The organism is Ochrobactrum teleogrylli, assembly GCF_037482325.1.
GTDB classification, from domain to species: domain Bacteria; phylum Pseudomonadota; class Alphaproteobacteria; order Rhizobiales; family Rhizobiaceae; genus Brucella; species Brucella teleogrylli.
In genome coordinates this window covers 791,748-816,644 of the sequence record NZ_JBBHKQ010000001.1, presented here as the reverse complement: position 1 = coordinate 816,644, position 24,897 = coordinate 791,748, and the positions used below count along the sequence as shown (strand labels likewise).

Genomic DNA, 24,897 nt, shown 5'->3' with positions numbered 1-24,897 from the left:
GGGGCTCATGCGCGTTGTGCTTGCCAATCGCTATTTTTATCCGGACCAGTCCGCGACAAGTCGCATGGTCACCAGTCTGGCGCAGACGCTTGTGGGTGAGGGCATTGAAACGGCGATTCTGACCAGCCGAAGTTTCCATGACAACCGCAGGGAAACCTTGCCTGCGCGTGAGACGATTGATGGTGTCGATGTGCATCGCATCTGGACATCAGGCTTCGGTCGCGGAAAACTGGCCGGGCGGGCGATCGATTATGCCACCTTCCATCTTTCCGCTGCGGCCTGGTTCGCGACCCATGCCCGCAAGGACGATATCTGCGTGATCTGCACCGATCCGCCCTTGCTATCGGTTTCGGCTGCATTGCCGATCCGGCTTCGGCGGGCAAAGCTCGTCAACTGGGTGATGGACCTATTCCCGGAAACGGCAATCGAGCTTGGACTGGTCAAATCGGGCAGCGCATCGGCAAGGCTGACGCTGGCGCTGCGCAACTGGTCCATGCGCCAGTCGGCACTGACCATCTGCCCCATTGAGCGCATGTCGCGCTATCTTGCTTCAACGGGCATAGCGCGCGAGAATTTGAGCGTTGTGCATCACTGGGCGGATCGCAACGAGATCATGCCGGTAGCCCCTTCGGAAAATCCGCTGCGCCGCGCCTGGGGGCTGGGGCGAAAATTCGTCATCGGCTATTCCGGTAATTTCGGTCGGGCGCACGAATTCCAGACCGTCCTCGATGCAGCCGAGCGGCTGAAACATATGAAAAGCGTTGTTTTCCTGATGATCGGCGAGGGGCAGCAGCGAGGTTTTGTCGAAAGCGAAGTCAAGCGACGCGGCTTGACCAATGTGGTGATGAAGCCGTTTCAGCCGGTCGAAAAACTGTCCGAAAGTCTTGGCGCCGCCAATGTCCATCTGGTGTCGCTTAAGCCAGAACTGGAACATTGCATCGTGCCGAGCAAGTTCTACGGGGTGCTGGCAGCGGGGCGTCCGACAATCTTCATTGGCGACCCCGATGGCGAGATAGGCTCCATCGTTCGTGATTTCGAATGCGGCGCAGCATTGCGCCCGGGCGAGGTGGACTGTCTGGTCGAGGCCGTTTTGCATATGCGCCATTCGGCGGTTGGCCGCATGACCATGGGTAACAATGCACGCTATCTGATGGAAACCGCCTATTCCCGTGAATATGGCGCGGCCATGTGGCAATCGGCGGTGGGGCGTCTGGAAGAGAAAAGCGCGCCGGCAGCAATGCCGGTTCTGGATCGTAAATTCCAGTCGGGAGAGCTTCGATGATGGATGGCTCGGTTGTCGTCAGCCAGCTTGGGGCGCGTATGCATTATGCCGTACCGCGCATTTTCGCCGACCGGCAAAGGCTTGCGCATTTTTATACCGACATTTGCGCCTTGCAGGGCTGGCCGCGTCTTTTGAACGGTCTGCCGCCCACCATGCTTCCAACCGCCGTGCGGCGGTTGATCGGGCGTGCGCCGCGGGGCATCCCGCAGGAGCGGATGACGACTTTTCCGGGCTTCGGCCTGCATTCCGCCGTGCGCAGGCTTGCCAACCAGACCGGGCCGAAATCGACCGCCAACGCCATCTGGGCCGGACAGCGATTTGGGCAATTGGTGGCGGACAGCGGTTTTCACGGGGCAAGCGGGGTTTACGCGTTCAGCGGTGAGGCGCTGGAGCAGCTGACCGCTGCGCGACAGGCGGGATTATGGACCGCTGTGGAGCAGATGATCGCGCCGCGCACGGTGGTCGATCAATTGGCCTGCGAAGAAGAAGTGCTCAATCCCGGCTGGCATATGTCCGCCGCCGACGATGTGCATGCCGATGATTTTGCAGCACGCGAAAGGGCCGAATGGGCCATTGCTGACGCGGTGGTCTGCCCGTCGGACTTTGTGGCGCGCCATGTAATCGAGGCCGGATGCCAGCCGGATAAGGTGGTGGTCGTGCCTTACGGCGTCGACAAACGCTTTCCACTCGATCCGTCGCCACGCGCGCCGGGGCCGTTGCGGGTGCTGACGGTCGGCGCAGTCGGGCTGCGCAAGGGCTCGCCCTATGTCGGCGCGGTTGCGAAGACGGTGCGGGATATCGCGCAGTTTCGCATGGTCGGGCCGATTGACGTGCAGCCGGAAGCTGTTGCGACCCTGTCGGCCAGCGTGGAGCTGACCGGCCCGATCCCGCGCAACGAAATGCAGGCGCAGTTCGAATGGGCGGATGTGTTCCTGTTGCCATCGCTTTGCGAAGGGTCGGCCACCGCCGTCTATGAAGCGCTCGCGGCAGGCTTGCCGGTCATTTGCACGGACAATACCGGCAGCGTGGTGCGGCATGGCATTGATGGCTACATTGTGCCGATACGCGACGTCGACGAGACGGCGGAAATTCTCAAACAACTGACTGGCAATCCGGCCATGCTGGCACGGATGAGCGACAGCGCACGTGAGCGCGCCGCCGATTATACGGTGGCGCGTTATGGCGAGCGTCTTGTCGCAGCCCTTTCGCAGCACACACGGAGATTGGCGGCATGAAGATTGTTCACGTCATCGGTTCCTACGATCCCGCCAAAGGCGGCCCGCAGGCGGTCATTGTCAGGCTGGCGGCGGCGCAGGCAGCACTTGGACATAGCGTGACGATCGTCAGCTACAGCGATGAAGACGTGAACCGCCGCGCGGCCAAGGCCGCCGAAACCATACCGGATTTCGACAAGGTGCAGACGTTATTGCTTCCGATGCCCGATCTGCGGGAAATGCTGTTCGGAAGCCGGGCGGCAAAGGCTATGGCGCCGCTAATCCGTGCGGCGGATTTTGTGCATCTGCACGGTGTCTGGGAAACCAATCTGCTGCGGGCTTCCATACTGTGCCGTCGCTTCGGCGTGCCATACTGCATCTGTTGTTGCGGCATGCTCGATATGTGGAGCATGCAACAGCGGTCGTGGAAGAAGAAACTGGCGCTGGCGCTGGCCTTTCGCCGGATGCTCGATGGCGCGGCCTTCATTCAGGCGCTCAATCGTGATGAAATCGAGCTGATGCGACCCTTGGGGCTGAAGCCGCCAAGCCTGATCATTCCAAATGGCATTTTCCTCGATGAAGTCGAAGGTGACGCTGGCGCTGACGACAGCGCAGCACTGGCAAAACTGCCGAACCGGCGCTTTGTGCTGTTTCTGTCGCGCCTGCATTACAAGAAGGGTCTCGACATTCTGGCTGATGCCTATCGCCGGATTGCACCGATCCTGCCAGATGTCGATCTCGTCGTTGCGGGGCCGGATGGCGGTGCTGAACATGATTTTCGCGAGCAGATCCGCCAATATGGGCTGGAAAAGCGTGTGCATCTGGTTGGCGGGCTTTATGGTTCCGACAAGATCGTTGCGCTGAAACGGTCAGCCTGTTTTTGCCTGCCAAGCCGGCAGGAAGGTTTCAGCGTCGCCATAACCGAGGCGCTTGCCTGCGGCGTGCCGGTGGTGATCACCGATGCCTGCCATTTTCCTGAAGTCGCCGAGGCGGGAGCGGGCGTGGTCTGCGCTGTGGATGCCGAAGCTGTTGCGGCTGGGCTGATGCAGATTCTGGACGACCCGACGCGTGCGGTCTGGATGGGCGAGGCGGGCCATAAGCTGGTTCGGGACAATTACACCTGGCCGCGCATCGCGCTGCAAACCATCGATGCCTATCAGTCCTATCAAAAGCGCAAGACAGGCTCGATCATGGGCGGAAATGGCTATAGCCTTATCCGCGAGCGCCGGATGGGACCGGTTTAACCAGCCCAATCACACGGCTTTTCGTCTTTGCCGCACGGCTTTTGCCGGGTTTCCGGCATAAACCGTCCATGGTTCCATATCGCGGAAACTGACACCGCGCGCGCCAAGCACTGCGCCTTCACCCACATTCACACCGGGACCGACAAACGCTTCAGCGGCGATCCAGCCATGCGGGCCTATATGAATGGGCGATGCCGTGAGCGGAAAATCGGCGCGGTCGATATCGTGGCCCGCCGTGCAGAGATGCGCGCCTTGCGAGACGATGGCAAAGGGCGCCAGCGTGACATTGGCGACATTGTAGCAATGTGCGCCGGGACCGAGCGAGGAATGTGCGCCCATGATGAGATTGCCCGGCCACCAGATGCGCGCGCTGCCGCGCACGATGGCAGTCTTGTGGATTTTTGCGCCGAACAACCGCAGCACCATGCCGCGCCAGCGCCAGAAAAACGAGGGCGTCCAGGCGGCGAGCACCAGCCATGTCATTTGCCAGCCAAGACGCTGCAGCCGGTGCTGCAAGGTGAATGTCGCCCCGCCTTCCAGCGGACGCGAAGCATCTTTTCGTCCCGCAATGGACGCTGCGGATCGGGGACGGGGGTGATTGGGCATGGCGGTCATGATGGGTCATCCCCGGATGAGTTGCGGTATCGACCCGGAAGGCGATACCGGCAAGTGGACGGAGCGGTTGCGAATGACGCAGACGGACAGGATCGGAATGAGAAACAGGGCCATGTGTATCCAGACTGTGATCACCCAGTCTGTCTGATGCGAGATGGCATGCATGGCGGGCACGATAGAAAACATATAGACGAGCTGCCCGAGCATCTCACCTGCCATGGCCGTTTCCCAGAGGCGTCGAATGACCCAGGCCAAAGCCAAGAATTTCAGCGCGCCGAAATACCAGAATGATGAAAAGGCATCGATCAGCCCGGTTTCGGTCGTGCCGGTCAGCGGGTTGTAATTGCGGTCGGGCTTCGGTGTGGACAGATAGAGACTGTCCTTGATCTGGCTGCCGACGAGTTGGGCGGGCACATAGGTGAAGACGATCCGGTTCCAGTGGAACTTGCCGTAATCGAACTCCAGTCGCCGGTCGATCTCATCCATTCGCAATACGGCGTTGCGCATTTCGGGGCCGCCGCGTTCCAGCGTTTCCTCGAAATTGGCCGCATAGTCGATATCGAGAATCTGGTCGAGGACGAACCCCGAGGCAGCACGCGTCACCTGACGGTAATCGCCCATGCTGGTCATCAGGAACGTGCCTGCAATAATGCCGATGAACATCAGTGTGCGCGGCACTACCCAGCGCCGGTAGAACCAGAAAGCAAGCAGGAACATCAACAGAAGCTGGATGGCCTCGGCGCGTTTGCCGGTAACGACGATGCGGTCGAGATAGAACACCAGATCAAACAGGATGATGCCCAGTGCGAGCCACGAGCTGCGCCGGGCAAAGCAAAGCAGCGCAATCGCGAGACCATAGGGCATGAGCTGCGCGAAGAAGAGCCAGATGACGGGCATGCCGGTCATCTGCACGCCGATGGATACTTCGCCGGGCAGGCGGCTCAAAAGGAAATAGAAGGACGCGCCGAAAACCGATAGCCCGGCAGCAGCCCATAAAAGCCGCCTTTCGCTGAAGCTAATGGTGAGGAATTTTATCGGGCGGTTACCCAACTGCCAGCCGAGCGCCAGAGCAAGCAGAGCCAATATGCCCATCACCATGGTTTTCGCATAGGCGCCCGCGGGTATGAACTGGTCATATACCAGGGCTGGAACCTGCGGCAGGATGAAACCGAAGGTCATTACACCGGCCAGAAACGGAAACTGATACATGCGCTCAGGCCGCCCCAGAAAGCCGGTGGCCAGAAACGCCACAACCAGAAGAACGAACATCCATGTCAGCGAGAGGTTCACAGCCCGTCCTCCGTCGATTTGCAGATTGAGGACAGGTTGAGCGCTGGGCCGTGCCCGGTCAGATCCTGCGGGAAGATGCGGCCGGACAGCAGATACCAGCCAAGCTTGACATATTCCTTGGCGATCACCTCCACATCGGTGCGTGTGGTGGGAAAGCCGATATGTTCGTCGCTGTCATTGACAGGCGCGGACACGAAATGCATCTGCGGGCAAACGGCGCGAAAGCTCGCAACAGCGCGGCGCGAGTGATACCAGTTGGTGACGATAAGCGCGCTCTTCGCATTGATTTTGCGCATCATCGGGGCGGAATAGCGCGCATTCTGCCAGGTGCTGCCCGAATAGCATTCGACGAAAATAGCCGATGGCGGCACACCTTCGCGCACGATGATCTGCTTGTTGAACAGGCAGTCGCCATCCCCGGTGACGAGAATATAGGGCGAGCGCCCTTCCTTCCACAACCGTGCCGCCTGTTCCGCACGCGGCTGACCGTCGCCGCCCGGCACGACGATCACATCGGCCCGGCTGCCGTCGTCCGGCAGTGCCAGCAAGGGTTCAGAGAAGAACATGGCGGCCAGTCCGAAGAACACGGCGCAGGGCAGAATGGCGAGCAACATCATACCATGTGTCGCTCCGGTTTTTTGGCGTCCAGCGGTCGCTGCAGGACAGAAGAGCGGGAAGGCTGCGCGCTCTGACGGCTGCGCTGCTCTTCCATCTTGACGACGATCATGAACTCATAGGCTGCAAGCAGGCGGCAATAAAGATAGCCGGGCTTGCCATCGAGAAAACCGCGCCGCAGCACATACATGTAGAAAAAGCGCAGGCTTGGACGGAAGGGCATATTGTAGGACAACGATTTCAGCGCACGCCGCCGTCTCTCAGGCTCGGTGGAGAAAATACCACCCCAGTCGATGTGCCGTTCCAGAAGGCGCGCTGCTGAAAGGTCGGCTTCTACCGAGGAATAGCGGTTGTGTTTCGCGTACCAGGCTTCCAGCCCCTTATTGAAACTGTAATGGATAAAATGCGCCTGCAATTCGCCGCCCGGTCCACCACTGGCACGGGAATGCACCGAGCGTTCGAAGCGGACACGGTCGGGTCTGACAAGGCGGGTTATCCATGTCGGGTAAAGGCTCGCATGGCGTATCCAGCGCCCCATGAACATATTCTTGTAGCGCGCCTTGAAGAACACTTCCGGTCGATCCGGATCGGCGGCAATGGCCAGCATTTCGTCGCGCAGGTCCGGCGGCGTGATTTCATCGGCGTCAGGCGTATAAACCCAGTCATGCTTGAACTTGATTTCCGTAAGTCCATACATGCGCTGGCGGTCCTCGGTGTCATAAGCATGGCTATAGACCCGCGCGCCCGCAGCCTTGGCGATTTCCACGGTGCGGTCGGTGCTGAATGAATCGAGCACCACGATATCGTCGCACCAGGCAAGCGATTCCAGACAGGCGGGCAGGTTCATTTCCTCGTTGAATGTCATGATGAGCGCGGAAACGGTCATGAAGTGGTCCCCGGAAATGTGAGATTGGGTTTTGCCGTCTTGGCTGTCTCGGAGATTGTCGCGGCAACGACGACAGCGGGACGTGTGCCTCTGGTCATGCGCAGCACGAAAAGCGTGTGCAGCGTGGCTGGCAGCAGGAGCAAAGCCAGCATGATCCATGCGGGCACACCGGCCCGGATCGCGATATAGGCGATCCCGCCAGCAAGCAGGTTGAGCGCCATCACAGCCATGGCCGTTTGCCCGCAGCTCAGGCCAGCATCCATCAACAGGTGGTGCAGGTGCTGTCGGTCGGCGGAAAACGGGCTGCGTCGCGCGCCAAGCCTGCGGATGATGAGGCTCAGCGTATCAATGACGGGAACGGCGACGACCCACAGCAGAACAGGGAAGGCGATGGCGGGTTCTCCACTTGCGAGGATGAGGGATGTGCCCGCAAGGGCCGCACCCAGAAGGGTGCTCCCGCCATCGCCTAGGAAGAGGCTGGCCTTCATGCGCCAGCGGTGACGCATATTGAAGACGAGAAAGCCCAGGCACGCCGCCGCGAGCGCCAGCGTCTGAAGGCCGAGCCGATGCTGTCCAAAGTCGAAGCCGATCACGGCAAGCCAGAAAAAGGCAGCGGCACTGGATGCGCCTGCCAGTCCATCCACGCCGTCACTCATATTGACCGCGTTGATAAGGCCGACGATGAATGCCAGTGCAAGCAGCAGCGAAAGAGGCCCCATGAGATAAACGCTGCCGCCGTCTGCGGTCAGGCCGGAAGGCCAGCCGATAGTCATGCCGAGACTAAGCCGCTCAATATCGGCCATGCCGATGATCAGGGCCGCGGCCAAAAGCTGGATGGTCAGACGCGGCATGACCGGCAGGTTGAAACGGTCGTCCAGCACGCCTGTGACAAGCACAACCGCCAGACCGGGCAGCAGCTGCAGCATATTGGCTTGCTGGGAAGCCCCATGCACAATCGAAGCGGCGATGGCGAAGGCCAGAAAAATCGCAATGCCACCACAAAGCGGCACCGCACCCTCATGCCGTTTCCGGTCGTCCGGAATGTCGATGAGATACCATTCGCGGGCCAGTTCACGGAAGCCGATGCAAAAGGCGACCGAGAGGACGAAGGCCAGAAGCGTGATCCAGGAAAGATTGCTCATGTCTCCTCCGAGGCGCGAAAGAAGGTCTATTGTTCTTTTTCCTTGCTGCATTTCCCAACCGAACCGCGTCGCGATTCCATTGGGAACGTTCTGGAATTTTTACCCAGTCAGCTGATGTCCCACGACTTGGCTTTAGAGCGAGCGGCATACCCCTTTCAGGTCAGGCGCTAATACCATCGGTGACATTCCCCGCGGCGGGCGAAAGGCTATTCTGAAGGCGCCGGGAAGCCGGGTGGACTTTTCCGCCCGGCACGGTTGCGAGGGGGTATCGCATCTTGGAAAATTGTCTGCCGGAAATGTCGGCGCTCCCGCTGTTCTTCGTTACACGGAGCCGATCATGAAAAATCATCGCCGGGGCTTCGTGATTGCCACGCTGGAGCAATATGCCGGATTGCTGTGCAATTTTCTGACTGTCGTTGCGGTTTCGCGTTTTCTGGGGCCGTCCGAGACCGGCATGGGCGTTGTCGGCCTCAGTGTCGCGGCGATTGTCTTTTCGCTGCGTGAATTCGCAAGCGCCGAATTCCTGATCCGGATCGAGAAGGTCGAGGATCGCGATATCCAGACGGCATTCACGTTTTTGATGAGCGTGACGCTGGTGCTGGCCGCAGCGCTCTTTCTGGCGCGCGATTATTTTGCCGTCACCTATCATGATCCTCTGCTGTCGCTTTTTCTCACCGTCACCATCATCGCGGCGGTGATCGAAAGCGTTTCATTGCCGGTTGTCGCCCTGTTGCGGCGCGACATGGCTTTTGGCGCTCTGGCGCGCATTCGCACCGCCGGTTCCGTTTGCGGCGCAGCCATAACCATCGCAATGGCCTGGTGGGGCGTGGGGCATATGTGCTTCGCCTTCGGATCGCTGGCTGCGGCGGCAGTCACAACCGCTTTTGCGGCAGCGCTTTATCCATTGGGTCGACTGCTGCGCCCATCGCTCGCCAGTATCGGCACAGCATGGCAATTCAGCATGTATCTCGGGAGCAGCGCGGGGTTGAGCAAGATTTGCGAGACTTTTCCGCAGCTTATGCTGGGGCGTTTCATGCCCGCCGCATCCGTCGGGATCTATAATCGCGCCAGCACATTGAGCGGTTTGCCCGACCGGGTGTTTCTGTCGGCGATCTTTACGGTCGCCTTTCCGATGCTCTCCGATCAGGTTCGGGCGGGTGTGGATATAGCGCAATCCTATGTGCGCGCGCTGTCCTATATTTCGGTTGTTTACTGGCCTGCGCAGGCGCTGCTGGCGTTGCTCGCTTTTCCGGCGGTCCATCTGGTGCTCGGACCAGACTGGTATGGCGCAACGTCGATTGTCGTCATCATGTGCCTGTCCAGCATGTTCTGGTTTTCGGTCGTGTTGACCTATCCGCTTTTGATGGCGCTCGGCGCCAATCGCGATGCCTTCATATCCAACCTGATTTCACGCGTGGTGACGGCGATCATTCTTTGCGTCGCCGCTTACCATGGCCTGATGGCGGTAGCGCTCAGCCTGTTCATCAGTACACCGTTCCAGATGGTTGTTTCCGTGGTCTATGTGCGCAAGCACGTGGCTTTTTCCTACCGGATGCTGGGCCTCGAATTGTTGCGCAGCGGGTTCGTAACGCTGCTGACGCTTGCCATTCCGGTTGCAATGATTGCCGCTGCTGGCACATTGGAAGTTCATTGGGGCTTGGGTTTTGCCATCGGCCTTGCTGGTGTCGCCAGCTGGATCGGAGCCGTGCTGATCACGCGCCATCCTTTTGCATCGGAAATCACCCCGGTCCTTGGATGGGCGCTCAGTAGAATTGCGGGTCGTCTTGGCCGGTTGGGACGCGGGCGTTTCTCCACCTCCACGCCAGCCGAATGAGGAGATCGAGGATGAGACAGCCAAGTGTCGATGTCGTCATTCCGAATTACAATTACGGACGCTATCTCGGCATCTGTGTTCGCAGCGTGCTGTCGCAGGATATTGAAAACCTGCGGGTGCTGATCATCGATAACGCCTCTACCGATGACAGCGCCGATGTGGCGCGTGCGCTCGCTGCCGAAGATGCGCGGGTGGAACTGCTGCTGCGGCCAGTCAATAAGGGCCAGCATGCCTCGTTCAACGATGGTATCGACTGGGCCAGCGGCGACTATTTCGTTTTGTTGTGTTCCGACGACTTTATCGTTCCCGGCGCGCTTCGACGCGCATTGGCGATCATGGAAACCGATCCAACAATCGCATTCTCCTACGGGCGCGACGTTGCGGTGAATGGCGACGCGCCGATTCCCCCCATCCCGCCCCAGCCGGACGATGTGCCCTGCCGTGTCGAGACAGGCACGGCCTTCATCGAGCGCTTTTGCCGGCTCGGCGTGTTCCAGTTGCCGGGTTCGGCGATGGTGGTTCGCACTGCGGCGCAGAAAGCGGCGGGACACTATGTCGAGGCCCTACCGCATAGCGACGATTATCACATGTGGCTGCGGCTTGGATTGCAGGGAAGGATTGCCGAACTGGACTGTGTTCAGGGCGGTACGCGCTCGCATGGGCAGAACCGTTCGCAGCAATTGCGCGACACCCATCTGCTGCATATTCAGCATACGGCGGATGCGGGCGAGTATTTTTTTACCCGTGAGGGGCGTGTCTTGCCCGATTGCGATGCTTTGCATCGCATGGCGCGCCGGGGCATCGCGGAACGGGCCTATTGGTCAGCCATATCCCACCTGCTGCGTGGTGATCCGGCCTGGCGGCAGCTTCTGAAATTCGCAGTGTCGCAGCGGACACAGACGGCTTTTATCCCGCCGGTCAATTATCTCCTGCACCGGCCCGATACGAAGCGGCGCTTGCGCAGCTACGTCGATACGATGCTAGCTCGCCCTCTGGCGGCGACCGGGCGACAATAGACGAACGCTTTTCCGTTTCGTCAGCAGTTGTACGCGCAAGGTCTCTTCCTGCTGCGCGAGTTTCAGCCGATATTGGGCCACCCCGGCCTCAACACTTTCGGCCAGTTGTTGACGCCGGGCGAACATATCATCGATTTGCGCCAGAATGGTTTGCGGGTCGAACCGTTCGATATGATGGCCAAAGCCGTCAAGGCCGGTATCGTGCAGCAGCGCCTCGTTTTTCGCGGCATAGCCGAGCGAGATTGCAGGGCGTCCCATGGCAAGTGCGCAAACAATGTTGTGATAACGGCTGGCCACCACGATATCGGTTTGCGCGATCTGCTGCATTAGCTCGTGCAGAGACGCGACAGGCTCGATAATAATCTTCGCGGCGTCCGGTGAATCGATCCGCGCCATCAGATCGCCGATGGCCTGAACGTCGCCCTTGTCGCCGGTGAGCAGCCGCACCTCGCGCCCGCTGGCCAGAAGTGTTTTCGCCAGTTCTGCGATTTTGCCGAGATAGGTATCATAAATGTCCGAGGCGTTGGCCGCTCGCCTTTTCCAGCCGCGATAGGTCATCACGCCAAGGCCCACACGCCCGCCAACGTTGTCGTGGGTTGTGTTGCTGGCCGGTGGCAGCGCGAAGGCAATATCTGCGCTCACCGTATCGCTGTGCGCATGAACCCCGAGCGATTTCATGAAATCGTGGGAGATTTCGTCGCGGTAAGAGCGGAACACAGCGGAGAGCGCCGCTTTGCGGAAGAAAAAGCGGCTGACCGGATGATCGGCAGGCCCAGCGCCAACGGACACGAAGGCAAGCTTGGCGCGGCCAAGGCGTGCCGCCAGACACCAGCGCAGGATGACGAACGGCCAGCCGAACGGACCTTCGTTGAAGTCGTCGAGAATGCCCGTGCCGGGCACGATGATGATGTCGAGGCCGTGTGCGACGGAAATTGCGGTGAGAAATCCGGCGAGCCGTCGTGGCAGCTGAAGCAGCACCTTGTCGAGCAGGCGAAAGAGGTCGCTTTCTAGCGCGGGGTTTCCCACCGGCACTGTCGCGACATTGTATTTTTCCGAGATGATATCGGGGCGCGCGCAGATGCATAGCAGATCCGCATCGGGACAGTTGCGTTTCAGTAATTGCAGCATGGCTTCCAGAGAGCCGTCATTGCCTGCATTGCCGGAACCGAACTGTCCGAAAAGGCCTATTCTCATACTGGTGTCTCCAGAAGCGCCCCCGAAGCGCCTGTTGCACGGTACTCTGGGATCACCGCGCGGGAAAACTGGCAGAAGGGGGAAGCCCATCGTCTAATGTAGGATGGAGCATACCTCTCTTACCCCTCATGGCCAGAATGCGCCCGCCTGCAAATTCGATACACTGGCAGCGGTATATCAACTTGCCCCCTCGATATACCGGAACAAGGCTTCGAGGGACATTTTCCCTCGAAGTCTGGTTTCCGGGGTCCGAGCATTTCCAGCAAAAGTGCGAAGCGGTTTTGCGCGGGATAATGCGACGGAAAACCAGCATTTCCAGCAAAAGTGCGAAGCGGTTTTGCGTTGGAAATGCGGACGAAAAGACATTTAGAGCGGCACCCCTATTCAAGTGACATGGAGCCGCTCTAAAGGGGGTGTTTACGATGAAATGTGCCTACTTCGTGCGCCCGCACATAGGCGGGACCTATTCGGTTTTCACGCGGATGCGTGCGTCACTGGCGCGCTCGGACATTGAACTGCGCTGGCTTGCAACGGGGGCTGCGGGCGATACCGTCAACGTGCCGGAAGGGCAGGGGCTGGAGGATGCCGAGCGGCAGGGCGACGCCATTGACCGGATGGGTGTTCTCGATGAAGAAACCCGCGCAAAGCGCATTGTGGATTTTCTGCGCGATAATCGGTTCGATGCTGTCTTCGTCAATGTGCTGTCGCAGCGTTTCGAAACCAATCTCGTCCGCTATCTGCCTGCCGATATTCTGCGCATCATGATCGTCCACAGCATCACGCCCGGCACTTACGAGGCGGCACGCGCAATCCGCGATCATGTTCATGCGACGGTCGGCGTCTCCAACCGCTGCCGCGACGATCTTGTTCGCGGCTACGGTTTCGATGCGTCGCGAACGCTGGTCATCCCGAACGGGTTGAGCCGCGATCCGCATATCGGGCGCGCCCCATCGCGTAATGCAGATGGAAAGCCGATCCGGCTTTTGCATCTGGGTCGTATAGACGACAGTTCGAAGGGTGTGTTCTGGCTGCCGGGCATTTTGCGGCGGCTCAGCTGCGATTATCATCTGACGGTTGCAGGCGATGGGCCAGACCTGGAAGCGCTGCGCCACAAGCTTGAGCCCTTTGGCGACAAGGTCAGCTTTACCGGATGGGTCGCGCCCTCCGATGTGTCATGGCTGGTTAGCCAGCACGATGCGCTGGTCATGCCTTCGCGTTATGAGGGGTGCCCGATGACGCTTATGGAAGCGATGAGCCAGGGGTGTCCGGCCATCGTATCGCGCATTGCGGGTGTCACTGACATGATTATCACTGATGGCGAAGACGGGATGCTTTTTCCCATTGGCGATTGCGGGCGGGCGGCACAGCAGATCGACCGGCTTGCAGGTGATCTGCCATTGCGCAATCGCATGGCGGAAGCGGCAGTGCAGAAAGTCACTTCGACTTTCGACAGCGATATTGTTGGGCGCGCTTACGTAGACCTGCTGCATAAGCTGCACCGGGACCGTCCGGAAATCGCGCCGCCGCTGGCGCTGTCGCAATGGTCCATGCCGAATGCGCTGCACAAGAATTTGCGCAGCCGCCTGCCGCAGCCGGTCAAGAACTGGCTGCGCCGGATAAGGGAACGAATGTATGCGGGATGGTCCGCAGCCTGACCGGCTGCCGAGCAAACGAAGGTATTCGCCATGAATCTGTTCACATCGCAGTTTCGCAATTCTCAATTGCTGGGTAGCAAAGCCCATGCGCTTATACCCGGCGGCTGCCACACCTATGCCAAGGGCGACGACCAGTATCCGGTCCTCGCCCCGGGCTTTATCCAACGCGGTTGCGGCTCGCATGTCTTCGATGTCGATGGCAATGAATATATCGAATATGGCATGGGCAACCGGGCGGTGGGGCTGGGTCACGCCTATCCGCCGGTCTTGAAGGCCGTGCGCGATGCGCTGGAGGATGGGTGCAATTTCACCCGCCCGAGCGCGATGGAAGTGGATTGCGCGGAGCGTTTTCTCGAATTGATCGACAATGCCGAGATGGTCAAGTTCTGCAAGGATGGTTCTGACGCTACATCGGGCGCAATGCGTCTGGCGCGGGCCTATACCGGGCGCGACATGATCGCCTGCTGTGCGGACCACCCGTTCTTTTCCACCGATGACTGGTTCATCGGGACAACGAAGATGAACGCGGGCATTCCGGCATCCGTTTCGGCCCTGACAGCGACCTTCCGCTATAATGACCATGCCAGCGTAAAGGCTCTGTTTGAGGATTATCCGGGGCGTATTGCGGCCATCATTCTGGAGCCAGCGCGTGCCGAAGATCCAAAGGACAATTTTCTGCATGAGGCAATGCGCATTGCCCATGAAAATGGTGCGCTATTCGTGCTCGATGAAATGATCACCGGCTTCCGCTGGCACAGACAGGGCGCGCAGAAACTCTATGACATTGTTCCGGACCTTTCCTGTTTTGGTAAGGCGCTCGGCAATGGTTTCGCCATTTCGGCGCTTGCAGGCAAGGCGGAATATATGCAGCTCGGCGGCCTCAGTCAGACCGAGTTTCCGCGTGTGTTTCTGCTGTCGACCACGCATGGTGCCGAGACCCACGCTATGGCCGCTGCCATGGCGACCATGGCCGTTTATCGCGATGAACCGGTTATCGAGCACCTGTATGAACAGGGTTCCAAGCTCGCGAATGGAATGAACGAGGCGATCACCCGTCATGGCTTGAGCAACTATGTCAGCACCGTTGGACGCGCCAGCTGTCTTGCCTATGCAACGCTTGACGAAAACGGCGCGCCGTCGCAGGCGTTCCGCTCGCTGTTTCTCCAGGAGACCATCCGGCGCGGCGTCCTGATGCCTTCGCTGGTGGTCAGCTATACCCATAGCGATGACGATATAGCGAAGACTGTCGACGCGATTGACGGCGCTCTTTCTATCTATGCGCGGGCGCTGAATGACGGTGTCGGGGCCTATCTGATCGGACGCCCATCGCAGGTGGTCTATCGCCGCTTCAATGAAAGCGCGAATATATGTCCGCCCTCGACGCTATGAGAGGGATGCTGGCAGGTCTGCTCGCATTTGTGATGCTGAATGGGCCGGCACAAGCCGCACCCGAGGTCAAGCTGCCGATCCATGTCAGCGAAAACCACCGCTATTTTGAAGATGCATCCGGCAAGCCATTTCTGATGCAGGGCGACACCGCATGGTCATTGATCGTCCAGCTGAAACGCGATGACGTTGAGCTCTACCTGAAAGACCGTCGCAAACGCGGCTTCAACACCCTGTTGGTCAATCTACTGGAGCATCAGTTTTCCAGCAATCCGCCTGCCAGTGCCTATGGCGACAAGCCGTTTAAAGATGCAGCTTTTGGCGCGATCAATCCGCGCTACTTCGACCATGCCGCATGGGTCATCGAGCGGGCGCAGGCGCTTGGTTTTGTGGTTCTGCTGGCCCCGGCCTATCTCGGCGCAAATGGTGGTGGGCAGGGCTGGTATCTGGAAATCGAAGCCGCAGGACCGGCACGGATGCGCGCCTATGGCGAGGCGGTGGCGCGCCGCTTCGCCAAATATACCAATATTGTCTGGGTGTTGGGCGGCGATTTTGATGCGCCGGATAAAAGGCTGGTGTCCCGCGTGGCCGACGGCATCGCGGCCGTTTTGCCGGATGCCCTGCAAACCGTTCATACGCGCCGCAACACCAACACCGCCGAAATCTGGTCCGACGCCAAATGGCTCTCTATCGACACCGTCTATGACTATGACGATGTTCATAGTTCCGTGCTTGCGCAGACCAAAGCCAATCGAATGCCGGTCATTCTGATTGAGACGCTCTACGAGAATGAGCATGGAACGACTGCGCAAATGATACGCCTGAATGCTTATGGCGCGCTGCTGGCTGGAGCGGTCGGGCAGTTCTTCGGCAATAGTCCGATCTGGCATTTTGGCGGGCCGGGCGTGTTCGACTCCGATCGGGACTGGCGGCAAGAGCTGAACAGTCCGGGTGCGCGGTCGATGACGGTTCTGCGAAAGCTGTTTGCGGTGCTGCCATGGACCGATCTTGAGCCTGACCGCAGCGGGCAGATTACCAATGCGCGAAACCTCTATGCCGCATCGTTTGCCGGTGGGGCCGGAGCGGTGATCTACGGCGAAGGGGACAGCTTTTCCGTCCGCAAGGCCGCAGTGAAAACAGGAAATGATGTCGTCTGGATCGACCCATCTTCCGGGGTAGGGATACAAGCGGCCACGCCGCAGGAAGATGGCCAGACGCTGACCTTTCGCACCCCATCGGAAAAGAATGCGGGCGGGGACGGAGACTGGATATTGCTGATCGGTAAGCCGGGCCGATTTGCGCTTAACCGAAAGGGGTAAGCGCTACGCCCTTCCGCTGCCGTGCACCCCGCTTGTCTTTAACCGGATATGCCTTCGGTCAAATCGCTACCCCCACTGCTGCGTGATTAACTTGGATTATTGGGGATGCAGAGGAAACGACTATGAAAGTGCTGGTTACCGGAAGTCAGGGTTACATCGGATCGGTCATGGTGCCGATCCTCGTTCATGCGGGCCATGAGGTGTCGGGCTACGATATCGGTCTTTACGAACATTGCCTGTTCGAAGAAGGTGGTGCGGTTGTTCATGTACCGACGCTGCGCAAGGACGTGCGCGATGTGTCGCCGCGTGATCTGGAAGGTTTCGATGCAGTCATTCATCTGGCCGCGCTGTCGAACGATCCGCTGGGCAACCTCAATGAAGAACTGACTTATGACATCAACCACCGCGCCAGCGTGGCAATGGCGAAAGCCGCCAAGCGTGCGGGCGTGGGGCGTTTTCTCTTTGCCTCGTCATGCAGCAATTATGGCATCAGCGATGCCGATCTGATCGACGAAACCGGCGAGTTGAAGCCGGTGACGGCCTATGGCCGCTCGAAAGTGCGCGCCGAGCAGGAAATCCGTGAGCTGGCCGATGCGAATTTCTGCCCGGTTTATCTGCGACCCGCAACGGCCTATGGCGTGTCGCCTTTCCTGCGCTTCGATATCGTGTTGAACAATCTTGTCGCCTGGGCCGTGACCAAGGGGCTGATCTATCTGAAATCAGATGGCACGCCATGGCGGCCTATCGTGCATATTCGCGATATTTCCCGAGCCTTCATGGCGGCCATGGAAGCGCCGCGCGAAAAGGTCTTCAATGAAGCCTTCAATGTCGGCTCCACCGAACACAATTACCGTATACGTGACATTGCGGGCATTGTCGCCGAGACGGTGCCCGATTGCCGGATCGAATTTGCCGAAGATGCCGGCCCGGATACACGGTCCTACCGTGTCAGCTTCGAGAAGCTGGCGCGGGTTCTGCCCAACGCAAAGCCGCAATGGGATGCGGCGGCGGGGGCGGAAGAGCTTCTGGCAGCCTATAGCCGCTCGACCCTGACGCTTGAAGAATTCGAAGGGCCTCGGTTCCAGCGCATCGCCCATATTCGCAAGCTTCTGGAGGAAGGTGTTCTCGACAGCGATCTGCGGCGCGTGGAGCTTATGCAGCCGCCGCTCAGAGCGATCGCATGATGGATGCGCGGCCAGCAATCACGGACATGCACCGGTCTCCAGACGGGCAGGCGATCTATGATCTGGCCGCGCAGCTTTATCCTATCTGCCGCAGTCTGACGGGTGAGGGCGTGCGGGACACGCTCGCCATTATTGGCAGGCATCTGCCGCTGGAGATTCACGAGGTGCCGACCGGCACCCCGCTTTTCGACTGGAAAGCGCCGCAGGAATGGGTGATCCGCGAAGCCTATATTGCGAACAGCAACGGCCAGCGGATTGTCGATTTTGCACGGCACAATCTGCATGTGGTGAACTTCAGCATTCCTGTACGAACAAGGCTTTCGCTCGAAGCCTTGAGAGGCCACATTCACACGCTGCCCGATCAGCCGGACCTCATTCCCTACCGCACCTGTTATCATGCGGAGGACTGGGGTTTCTGCATGGCGCATGCCGACTTTCTGGCAATGGCCGAGGGAGACTATGACGTGGTTATCGACGCCGAGCGGCGCGATGGTGCGCTCGTGTTCGGGGAGTTCACGCATCGCGGAACAACGGACGAGACGTTTCTGATCTCCGCGCATCTTTGTCACCCATCGCTTGCCAATGACAATTGCTCAGGTCTGGCATTGCTGACGCTTCTGGGGACGGCGCTTAAAGCGCGCTCCACGCGGCTGACCTATCGCTTCCTGTTCGGCCCGGCGACATTCGGCGCGCTTGCCTGGTTGAGAGAGAACGAACCGCACCTTGACCGTGTCAGTCACGGTCTGGTCCTGTCCTGCGTTGGCGATGATGGGGGGCCGAATTACAAGCGCAGCCGTCGTGGCAACGCGGCGATCGACCGGATCATGGGGCAGGTGCTCGCGCAGTCCGGTCTGGCCGGGGCGACAATGCATGATTTCTGGCCCTATGGATATGATGAAAGGCAGTTCTGCTCGCCGGGGTTCAACCTGCCGGTCGGCATGTTTCAACGCAGCCTTTATGGCACTTTCTCGGAATATCATACCTCAGCGGATAATCTGGATTTCATCAAGCCGGAATGTCTTGAGCAATCCTTCAATCTCATCATGCAGGTCATTGATATAGCGGAGCGAAATTGGATTCCGCTCAACACCTCGCCCAAGGGCGAGCCGCAACTGGGTCGCCGTGGGCTGTACGGCAAGACCGGCGGTGACAGCCGTGCCGCGCAGGAAGCGATGGCCATGCTCTGGGTTCTTAATCTGGCCGACGGCGGCGCGTCACTTCTCGACATGGCCGAACGGTCGAAATTGCCTTTCGCAACGCTCGCCGGGGCTGCGGAGAGATTGCGCGATGCCGGATTGCTGATCGAGTTGAAGTAGTGGGCCTAGATCAGTGGCCAGGAGCGGTCCTTGTCCGAAATCACGCTCGGCTGGTTCGGCCACGGTATGCCGAGCGCCGGATCATCATAGCGCAGGCCCGTTGCATGATCCGGCGTGTAGGGATGTGAGATCATGTAGCGAATGAGGACATTATCGGTAAGCGCCTGAAATCCATGGGCGCAGCCTTCCGGTATATAAAGCTGCACGCCATTTTCCGCCGAAAGCTCCAGACCAACCCAGCGCATATAGGTGGGCGATTTGGGGCGTATATCGACCAGCACATCCCAGACCGTGCCTTGCAGGCAGGTGACGAGTTTTGTCTCCGAATGCGGGTCATGCTGGTAGTGCAAGCCGCGCAGCGTGCCTTTCTCACGCGAGAAGGAAAGGCTGTGTTGCGGATAGTGCGTTTCCATCTGCCGTTCGGCAAAAGCTGTTTCGGAATAAACCCGCGCAAACCAGCCACGCTCGTCCTCCATCCGTTCCGGCTCGATAGACCATGCGCCATCAATGTTCAGAGAAGTAAACCGCATATGGAGCGCCCCGTTTCCGCCTGCCGACATTCTGACAGCGTGGTCAGCGCCCGGTAGAGCCTTCTTGGAGGGACGATCTTCACCTTCCGACGTAGGGCTTTCCCCCGGATGGGCGAGCGGCCTACACCCTTGCCCGCCCTATGACGCAAGCCGGGTGAGGATTGGCAGTATTCGTTCGGTGATGGCTGCGCCCAATGGTATGTGCGCCGCGCTCCAGATGGCAGTCTCGGCAATCTTTAGACCGCTTAGTAGTTTGGGGACCAGAGTAGTGGCGGCCATTGTGAGGGCCAGAGCCGAGGGGGTGTGTATGACCATCCAGACACCGGATATTTCGCGGAGCAAAAGCATGACGCAAGAGCGGACCGGCTGTCGCCTGTGCGGTAAGCGGCTTAAACACACATTTGTGGATCTGGGCATGTCGCCGCCCTGCGAAAGTTTCGTTGCCGCCGATCAGCTGGACCGCATGGAGCCTTATTACCCGCTCTACGCGCTGGTCTGCGATCATTGCTATCTCGTGCAACTGAAGGAGTATTTTTCGCCCGCCGAGATTTTCACGGAATATGCCTATTTCTCGTCCTTTGCGACAAGCTGGGTGGATCACGCCAGAGCCTATTGCGACGCGATCACCGAACGGCTGGAACTGGACGAGAACAGTTTCGTGGTGGAAGTCGCCAGCAATGACGGCTATCTGCTGCAGCATTTCCTGCCAAAGGGCATTCCGGCTCTGGGCATAGAACCTGCGGCCAATGTGGCGGAAGCCGCAATCGCCAAGGGCGTGCCAACCCGGGTTGATTTCTTCGGCGCGAAACTGGCGCTGGAAATGCTCGGTGCTAATCAAAGCGCCGATCTCATTATCGGCAACAATGTTCTGGCGCAGGTGCCCGATCTGAATGATTTCGTGCGCGGTATGCAGCTTCTGCTGAAACCCGAAGGTGTCATCACGCTGGAATTTCCGCATCTTGCCAATCTGATCGAGCTCAACCAGTTCGACACGATCTATCACGAGCATTTCTCGTATTTCTCGCTGCTGACCATCCGCTTCATGGCGCACAGGCACCACCTCAAGATCATCGATGTCGAGGAAGTGCCGACCCATGGCGGATCGCTGCGGGTCTATCTGGCGCGCACCGGCAGCAAGCGCAAGGCGTCGCCCCGGGTGGCGGCCCTTCTCAAGAAGGAAGAGAGCTTCGGTCTCACCGATATCGCGACCTATGAACAGTTTGCGGAAAAGACCCGTCACGCCAAGCGTGATCTCCTGTCCTTCCTGATTGCAGCCAAGAATTCGGGCAAGCGCATCAGCGGTTATGGCGCGCCGGGCAAGGGCAACACGCTTCTGAACTATTGCGGCATCGGCACGGATTTTTTGGATTTCACCGTGGACCGCAATCCCTACAAGCACGGGCGCTATACGCCCGGCATGCATATCCCGATCTATGACGTATCGGCGATAGACAAATACAAGCCGGACTACATCCTCATCCTGCCATGGAATTTCAAGGATGAGATCATCCGGCAGATGCAGCACGTGGTCGAATGGGGCGCGAAATTCATTATCCCCATTCCTCATGTCCGATTGATCGATCCAGCTCTGATTGCAGAGGAGCGTTAGTCATGAAAGTCGTTCTGTTTTGCGGCGGTCTTGGAACCAGAATCCGTGAATATTCGGAAAATGTGCCCAAGCCAATGATCCCGCTCGGCCACCAGCCGATCCTGCATCATGTCATGGAATATTACAGCGATTACGGCCACAACGACTTTGTCCTCTGTCTCGGTTACAAGGCCAATGTCGTGAAGGATTTCTTTCTGACGATCCGCCCGCAGACTTTCGCCGATTGCGTCGTCTCCAATGGCGGGCGCAATGTCGAATTGCTGGAGGAAGTGGACCGCGACTGGAGCGTGACCCTGCTCGACACCGGCATCTGGCGCAATATCGGCGAGCGCCTGTGGAGCGCGCGTGCCCATGTCGAGAAGGAGGACATGTTCCTCGCCAATTACAGCGATGGTCTGAGCGATGTCGATCTCGACGACATGACGCGGCGTTTCGAGGCGAGCGGCAAGATAGCCTGCTTCCTCGCCGTGCGTCCGCCGCTGACCTATCATCTGGCGGATATCGCCGAAGGCGGGGACGTGCGGGCTTTTCGGACGTCAAACACCTCTGATATCTGGATCAATGGCGGTTATTTCCTCTTCCGCAAGGAAATCTTCGATTACATGCGAGAGGGCGAAGAGCTGGTGCTGGAACCGTTCAGCCGTCTTATCGCCGACAATCAACTGATGGCCTATAAATATGAGGGCTTCTGGCGTTCAATGGATACGCTGCGCGACTGGCAGACGCTGGAAGACATGGTCGAGAAGGGCGATATGCCCTGGAAGAAACACAAGGCGGAGCAGCGCGCAGCCAACATCGCCATAGCGTTATGATCGACCTGCGTTCTCTCGCCAATCCGGGCAGGCCGCTTCAGCTCTTATGTCTGGGCGCGCATTCGGACGATATCGAAATCGGTTGCGGGGGAACGCTCCTCAGTCTGATCGAAGCGGGAACGCCGATGCACATCGAATGGTGTGTGTTGTCGGGCAGTGGAGAACGACGCGCCGAGGCGGAGGCTTCAGCGCGCGATTTTCTGCGCGGTACGGAAAATCCCGGCATCCGGCTTGCGGCGTTTGAGGACAGTTATTTCCCGGCGCAGATCCGCGAGATCAAGGCGTGGCTGATCGAACAACGCAGCCGCCAGACGCCGGATATTGTTTTCACCCACCGCCACGGCGACGCGCATCAGGATCACCGCACAGTCAACGAACTGACCTGGAACCTCTTCCGCGACCAGCTGATCCTCGAATATGAAATCCCGAAATGGGATGGCGACCTCGGCCAGCCCAATGCCTATTCGGCCCTTTCGGCGGCGATCATGGAACACAAGGTCGAGCTTTTGATGAAGCATTTCGGCACACAACGTTCGAAGGACTGGTTCGACCCCGAAACATTTCGCGGATTGGCGCGATTGCGCGGTATGGAATGTCGCGCGCCGGAAACCTATGCCGAAGCGTTTCATATGCGCAAGCTGCGACTGTTTTAGCTTTGTCTGGAGATACAAAAAAGCCCGTCGCGCTGGGAGGAGGAGTGCGCAACGGGCTGATTGGTAAAGCGCGATTGGGAGGAGGAGTATCGCGCTTCGTGTCCGGTTTCTGGGAGGAGGAGTGAAACCGAACAACGTGAAAATAGGTGCGCGGTCAGAGGTTTACAAGAGGACATGCTGCAGGGCAGCTATGCATTTTTTAAAGGGCTAAAAAAGAAACCGCCCCGCAGCGGTCTAGCGCGCTGGGGCGGTCACTCCCTCCTCCAAGTGGAGCACACAATAATGTGGGAGTTTCTAAAAGCAAGCCCCCGACAAAACTCTATAAATTTCAGAAAATACTGAAATCCATGAAGCTAATTGAGTAGTTGCCGGGTCTCCTGCTGATGAGCGGTTGGGTCTCGACTGATCTCGGGTCGTACTCGCCCACACTGTGTGGCTCCCAGCCGAACAAAACTTTGGCTAATATTTGATATATTTTATGGACTATCTAATTGCCGTGAGGCGGAGTGGAACCACGGCACCTGTGTGAAGCTGTCATTTGAGTGCGCTTCGCAGTTGTACCCCGCAATTCTCCGAGATTGCTATTTCCATTTTGGAACAGGTGTGATTAGGTTCGCGCCGACGGATTTAAGGAATCAGTCTTCAAATTTCACTGATGCGATAGGCTTGCGCGGTGGAAATTTAGACAGGACTATAAAAACTCTGACTCAATAAGAGTTTCAAAAAAAGCCTTATGATCTCGGATGTTTAACCAGATCGCCCTCCCAATTAAGTGGGATAATTATCCGTTCTGATCACGTAATCTTTCAGACTGGAACCCTTTGTTGGTTTTAGAATCGGTCTTTAGTCGCCATTTTTTCCCTGCGTGCACTCCTGAGAGCTCGCCCGCCTCGCGCCCCTAAGCCCCCCGCCCAAACGCGAGGCGGTTCCTTATCCAGGAACCATCAGTTTTTCCCAAGAATCGTAACAATCGAATATGCTGGCTTCGGTCCGCGCATTTTGAGTTGCAACGCGCGTTACCCTTCAGTTCGTATAAAAATCGCAGTCACGTTTTAAGACGTTACGCAGCGTCACATTTGATTGGGATTTAATCGTAAATCTGAAGCGCTTTCTTCTGTGGAAGACGCCGAAAAGCCCGGCTGTTGCCCTATTCTTCGGGTACGTTTAAGCCAGTTGAGTCGATTGGTGCGCGAGGTGCACCGCAGCTTGGCCACGTCTTGGAATGCATGCAGCAGCGGGTCCGGCTTCATGCTAGCGCGCCTTCGCTTCGTCGGAGGGGTTACATGTCAGGACGTCAGCCAAAAATTAACCATCTGTTAACCATTCCGCATATAGACCGAGTAAACCGTTTTTTAACCAAGATGAATCAAGTGCTAACACAATCCCGTCCGATCCGTTTGAAAGGGCGCTCCTTTCTTGCGCTGGTGCTCTCGCCTGAACTGCCGCTGGATGGCTGGCTGGATAGGCTAGACGATCTTGCCGCGCGTTCGGCGGGGTTCTTTCTGAACCGGCCAGTCGTGCTTGATCTTGAGAATCTGGTTATCGAACGGATGCAGCTGGTTCAGCTACTGGAAGATCTTGCAGGTCGCGGTGTCTGGATCACGGGGTTTGAAAATGCGCGTCCTTCGCTTCTCGGTCCTGGCATGCCGCCAGCGCTGCGTGGCGGGCAGGTGGCCGCGGATTTCAATCCCGAGGTGAGCGAGCCTGCGGCCCCGGCAAAGCCGGCTGCAACCGCAGCACCCGCCAATGTGCAACTGGTGAAGGCCGTCCCTTCGATGGTGGTAACGGAGCCTGTGCGCTCCGGCCAGTCCATCTATTTCCCGGATGGCGACGTTACCGTTGTCGGTTCGGTGGCTTCTGGTGCGGAAGTGGTGGCGGGCGGTTCGATCCATGTCTATGGCGCGCTGCGCGGTCGTGCGATGGCCGGGACGGCAGGCAATTCCAACGCGCGCATTTTCTGCCGCAAGATGGAAGCGGAATTGGTTGCAATCGACGGCCTCTACAAGACGGCTGAAGACATGGAAGCCCGGTTGCGCGGTCAGGCGGTGCAGCTCTGGCTCGATGGCGATTACATGATGGCCGAAACGCTCGGTTGATCGAA

Annotated in this window: 21 protein-coding genes; 14 read left to right on the top strand and 7 right to left on the bottom strand. The window is 58.6% G+C overall.

The annotated features are described in order from the left end of the window. Positions 1 to 7: 7 nt before the first annotated feature. From WIX40_RS03840 to WIX40_RS03830, 3 genes are read left to right on the top strand one after another with little or no spacing between them, the layout of a single operon-like run. Positions 8 to 1,282 (top strand): glycosyltransferase family 4 protein, encoded by a 1,275-nt coding sequence (locus WIX40_RS03840; RefSeq protein ID WP_339438591.1) that lies wholly within the window; start codon positions 8 to 10, stop codon positions 1,280 to 1,282. Beyond that, positions 1,282 to 2,517: a glycosyltransferase family 4 protein gene (locus WIX40_RS03835; RefSeq protein ID WP_339440926.1), complete on the top strand. Its 1,236-nt coding sequence runs from the start codon at positions 1,282 to 1,284 to the stop codon at positions 2,515 to 2,517. Before WIX40_RS03840 ends, WIX40_RS03835 begins: the two co-directional genes overlap by 1 nt. Then, positions 2,514 to 3,740, top strand: coding sequence for a glycosyltransferase (locus WIX40_RS03830; RefSeq protein WP_339438589.1), 1,227 nt, complete (start codon positions 2,514 to 2,516; stop codon positions 3,738 to 3,740). The genes WIX40_RS03835 and WIX40_RS03830 overlap by 4 nt, the downstream gene beginning before the upstream one ends. Positions 3,741 to 3,749: 9 nt before the next feature. Here the strand turns inward: WIX40_RS03830 and WIX40_RS03825 are convergent, their stop codons facing one another. The 5 genes from WIX40_RS03825 to WIX40_RS03805 are packed head-to-tail and all read right to left on the bottom strand — an operon-like array spanning position 3,750 to position 8,288. Continuing rightward, the gene (locus WIX40_RS03825) at positions 3,750 to 4,346 is read right to left on the bottom strand and encodes an LbetaH domain-containing protein (RefSeq protein WP_339440924.1); all 597 of its coding nucleotides are present in this window, start codon (positions 4,344 to 4,346) and stop codon (positions 3,750 to 3,752) included. A 15-nt stretch (positions 4,347 to 4,361) separates the two neighbouring features. Next, positions 4,362 to 5,645 (bottom strand): hypothetical protein, encoded by a 1,284-nt coding sequence (locus tag WIX40_RS03820; RefSeq protein WP_339438587.1) that lies wholly within the window; start codon positions 5,643 to 5,645, stop codon positions 4,362 to 4,364. Continuing rightward, complete coding sequence (locus tag WIX40_RS03815; RefSeq protein WP_371834141.1) at positions 5,642 to 6,259, bottom strand: YdcF family protein; 618 nt, start codon at positions 6,257 to 6,259, stop codon at positions 5,642 to 5,644. The genes WIX40_RS03820 and WIX40_RS03815 overlap by 4 nt, the downstream gene beginning before the upstream one ends. After that, complete coding sequence (locus WIX40_RS03810) at positions 6,259 to 7,146, bottom strand: glycosyltransferase family 2 protein (RefSeq protein ID WP_171319007.1); 888 nt, start codon at positions 7,144 to 7,146, stop codon at positions 6,259 to 6,261. The genes WIX40_RS03815 and WIX40_RS03810 overlap by 1 nt, the downstream gene beginning before the upstream one ends. Next, complete coding sequence (locus tag WIX40_RS03805; RefSeq protein ID WP_140023611.1) at positions 7,143 to 8,288, bottom strand: MraY family glycosyltransferase; 1,146 nt, start codon at positions 8,286 to 8,288, stop codon at positions 7,143 to 7,145. The genes WIX40_RS03810 and WIX40_RS03805 overlap by 4 nt, the downstream gene beginning before the upstream one ends. Before the next feature lie 337 nt (positions 8,289 to 8,625). On the opposite strand from WIX40_RS03805, the gene WIX40_RS03800 reads away from it, so the two are divergent. Both WIX40_RS03800 and WIX40_RS03795 read left to right on the top strand, forming a co-directional pair. Further along, on the top strand, positions 8,626 to 10,122 hold the full coding sequence (locus WIX40_RS03800) for an oligosaccharide flippase family protein (RefSeq protein WP_339438581.1): 1,497 nt from the start codon (positions 8,626 to 8,628) through the stop codon (positions 10,120 to 10,122). An 11-nt stretch (positions 10,123 to 10,133) separates the two neighbouring features. Next, the gene (locus tag WIX40_RS03795) at positions 10,134 to 11,138 is read left to right on the top strand and encodes a glycosyltransferase family 2 protein (protein ID WP_339438579.1); all 1,005 of its coding nucleotides are present in this window, start codon (positions 10,134 to 10,136) and stop codon (positions 11,136 to 11,138) included. Here the strand turns inward: WIX40_RS03795 and WIX40_RS03790 are convergent. After that, entirely contained in the window at positions 11,103 to 12,332 is a 1,230-nt protein-coding gene (locus tag WIX40_RS03790) for a polysaccharide pyruvyl transferase family protein (RefSeq protein WP_171319010.1), read from the bottom strand. The genes WIX40_RS03795 and WIX40_RS03790 overlap by 36 nt on opposite strands. A gap of 422 nt (positions 12,333 to 12,754) precedes the next feature. On the opposite strand from WIX40_RS03790, the gene WIX40_RS03785 reads away from it, so the two are divergent. From WIX40_RS03785 to WIX40_RS03765, 5 genes are all read left to right on the top strand, one after another. Beyond that, positions 12,755 to 13,987, top strand: coding sequence for a glycosyltransferase family 4 protein (locus WIX40_RS03785; RefSeq protein ID WP_339438576.1), 1,233 nt, complete (start codon positions 12,755 to 12,757; stop codon positions 13,985 to 13,987). A gap of 30 nt (positions 13,988 to 14,017) precedes the next feature. Further along, positions 14,018 to 15,376 carry a glutamate-1-semialdehyde 2,1-aminomutase gene (locus tag WIX40_RS03780; protein WP_339438574.1) on the top strand — a complete coding sequence of 453 codons (1,359 nt, stop codon included), beginning with the start codon at positions 14,018 to 14,020 and terminating at the stop codon, positions 15,374 to 15,376. Next, complete coding sequence (locus WIX40_RS03775; protein WP_371834116.1) at positions 15,355 to 16,692, top strand: glycoside hydrolase family 140 protein; 1,338 nt, start codon at positions 15,355 to 15,357, stop codon at positions 16,690 to 16,692. The genes WIX40_RS03780 and WIX40_RS03775 overlap by 22 nt, the downstream gene beginning before the upstream one ends. Positions 16,693 to 16,814: 122 nt before the next feature. Beyond that, entirely contained in the window at positions 16,815 to 17,876 is a 1,062-nt protein-coding gene (locus tag WIX40_RS03770) for an NAD-dependent epimerase/dehydratase family protein (RefSeq protein WP_109367687.1), read from the top strand. Further along, the gene (locus WIX40_RS03765; protein ID WP_339438570.1) at positions 17,873 to 19,192 is read left to right on the top strand and encodes a DUF4910 domain-containing protein; all 1,320 of its coding nucleotides are present in this window, start codon (positions 17,873 to 17,875) and stop codon (positions 19,190 to 19,192) included. The genes WIX40_RS03770 and WIX40_RS03765 overlap by 4 nt, the downstream gene beginning before the upstream one ends. 5 nt (positions 19,193 to 19,197) lie before the next feature. Here the strand turns inward: WIX40_RS03765 and rfbC are convergent, their stop codons facing one another. Next, on the bottom strand, positions 19,198 to 19,722 hold the full coding sequence (rfbC, locus tag WIX40_RS03760; protein WP_171319014.1) for a dTDP-4-dehydrorhamnose 3,5-epimerase: 525 nt from the start codon (positions 19,720 to 19,722) through the stop codon (positions 19,198 to 19,200). 307 nt (positions 19,723 to 20,029) lie between these two features. On the opposite strand from rfbC, the gene WIX40_RS03755 reads away from it, so the two are divergent. The 4 genes from WIX40_RS03755 (at position 20,030) to minC (ending at position 24,892) form a co-directional block, all read left to right on the top strand. Then, positions 20,030 to 21,331: a class I SAM-dependent methyltransferase gene (locus WIX40_RS03755; protein WP_339438567.1), complete on the top strand. Its 1,302-nt coding sequence runs from the start codon at positions 20,030 to 20,032 to the stop codon at positions 21,329 to 21,331. A gap of 2 nt (positions 21,332 to 21,333) precedes the next feature. Next, positions 21,334 to 22,143, top strand: a complete 810-nt coding sequence (locus WIX40_RS03750; protein WP_121538746.1) for a sugar phosphate nucleotidyltransferase — start codon at positions 21,334 to 21,336, stop codon at positions 22,141 to 22,143. Beyond that, on the top strand, positions 22,140 to 22,796 hold the full coding sequence (locus WIX40_RS03745) for a PIG-L deacetylase family protein (protein WP_121538748.1): 657 nt from the start codon (positions 22,140 to 22,142) through the stop codon (positions 22,794 to 22,796). The genes WIX40_RS03750 and WIX40_RS03745 overlap by 4 nt, the downstream gene beginning before the upstream one ends. A gap of 1,361 nt (positions 22,797 to 24,157) precedes the next feature. Then, positions 24,158 to 24,892, top strand: coding sequence for a septum site-determining protein MinC (minC, locus tag WIX40_RS03740; protein WP_109367681.1), 735 nt, complete (start codon positions 24,158 to 24,160; stop codon positions 24,890 to 24,892). Positions 24,893 to 24,897 lie beyond the last annotated feature (5 nt).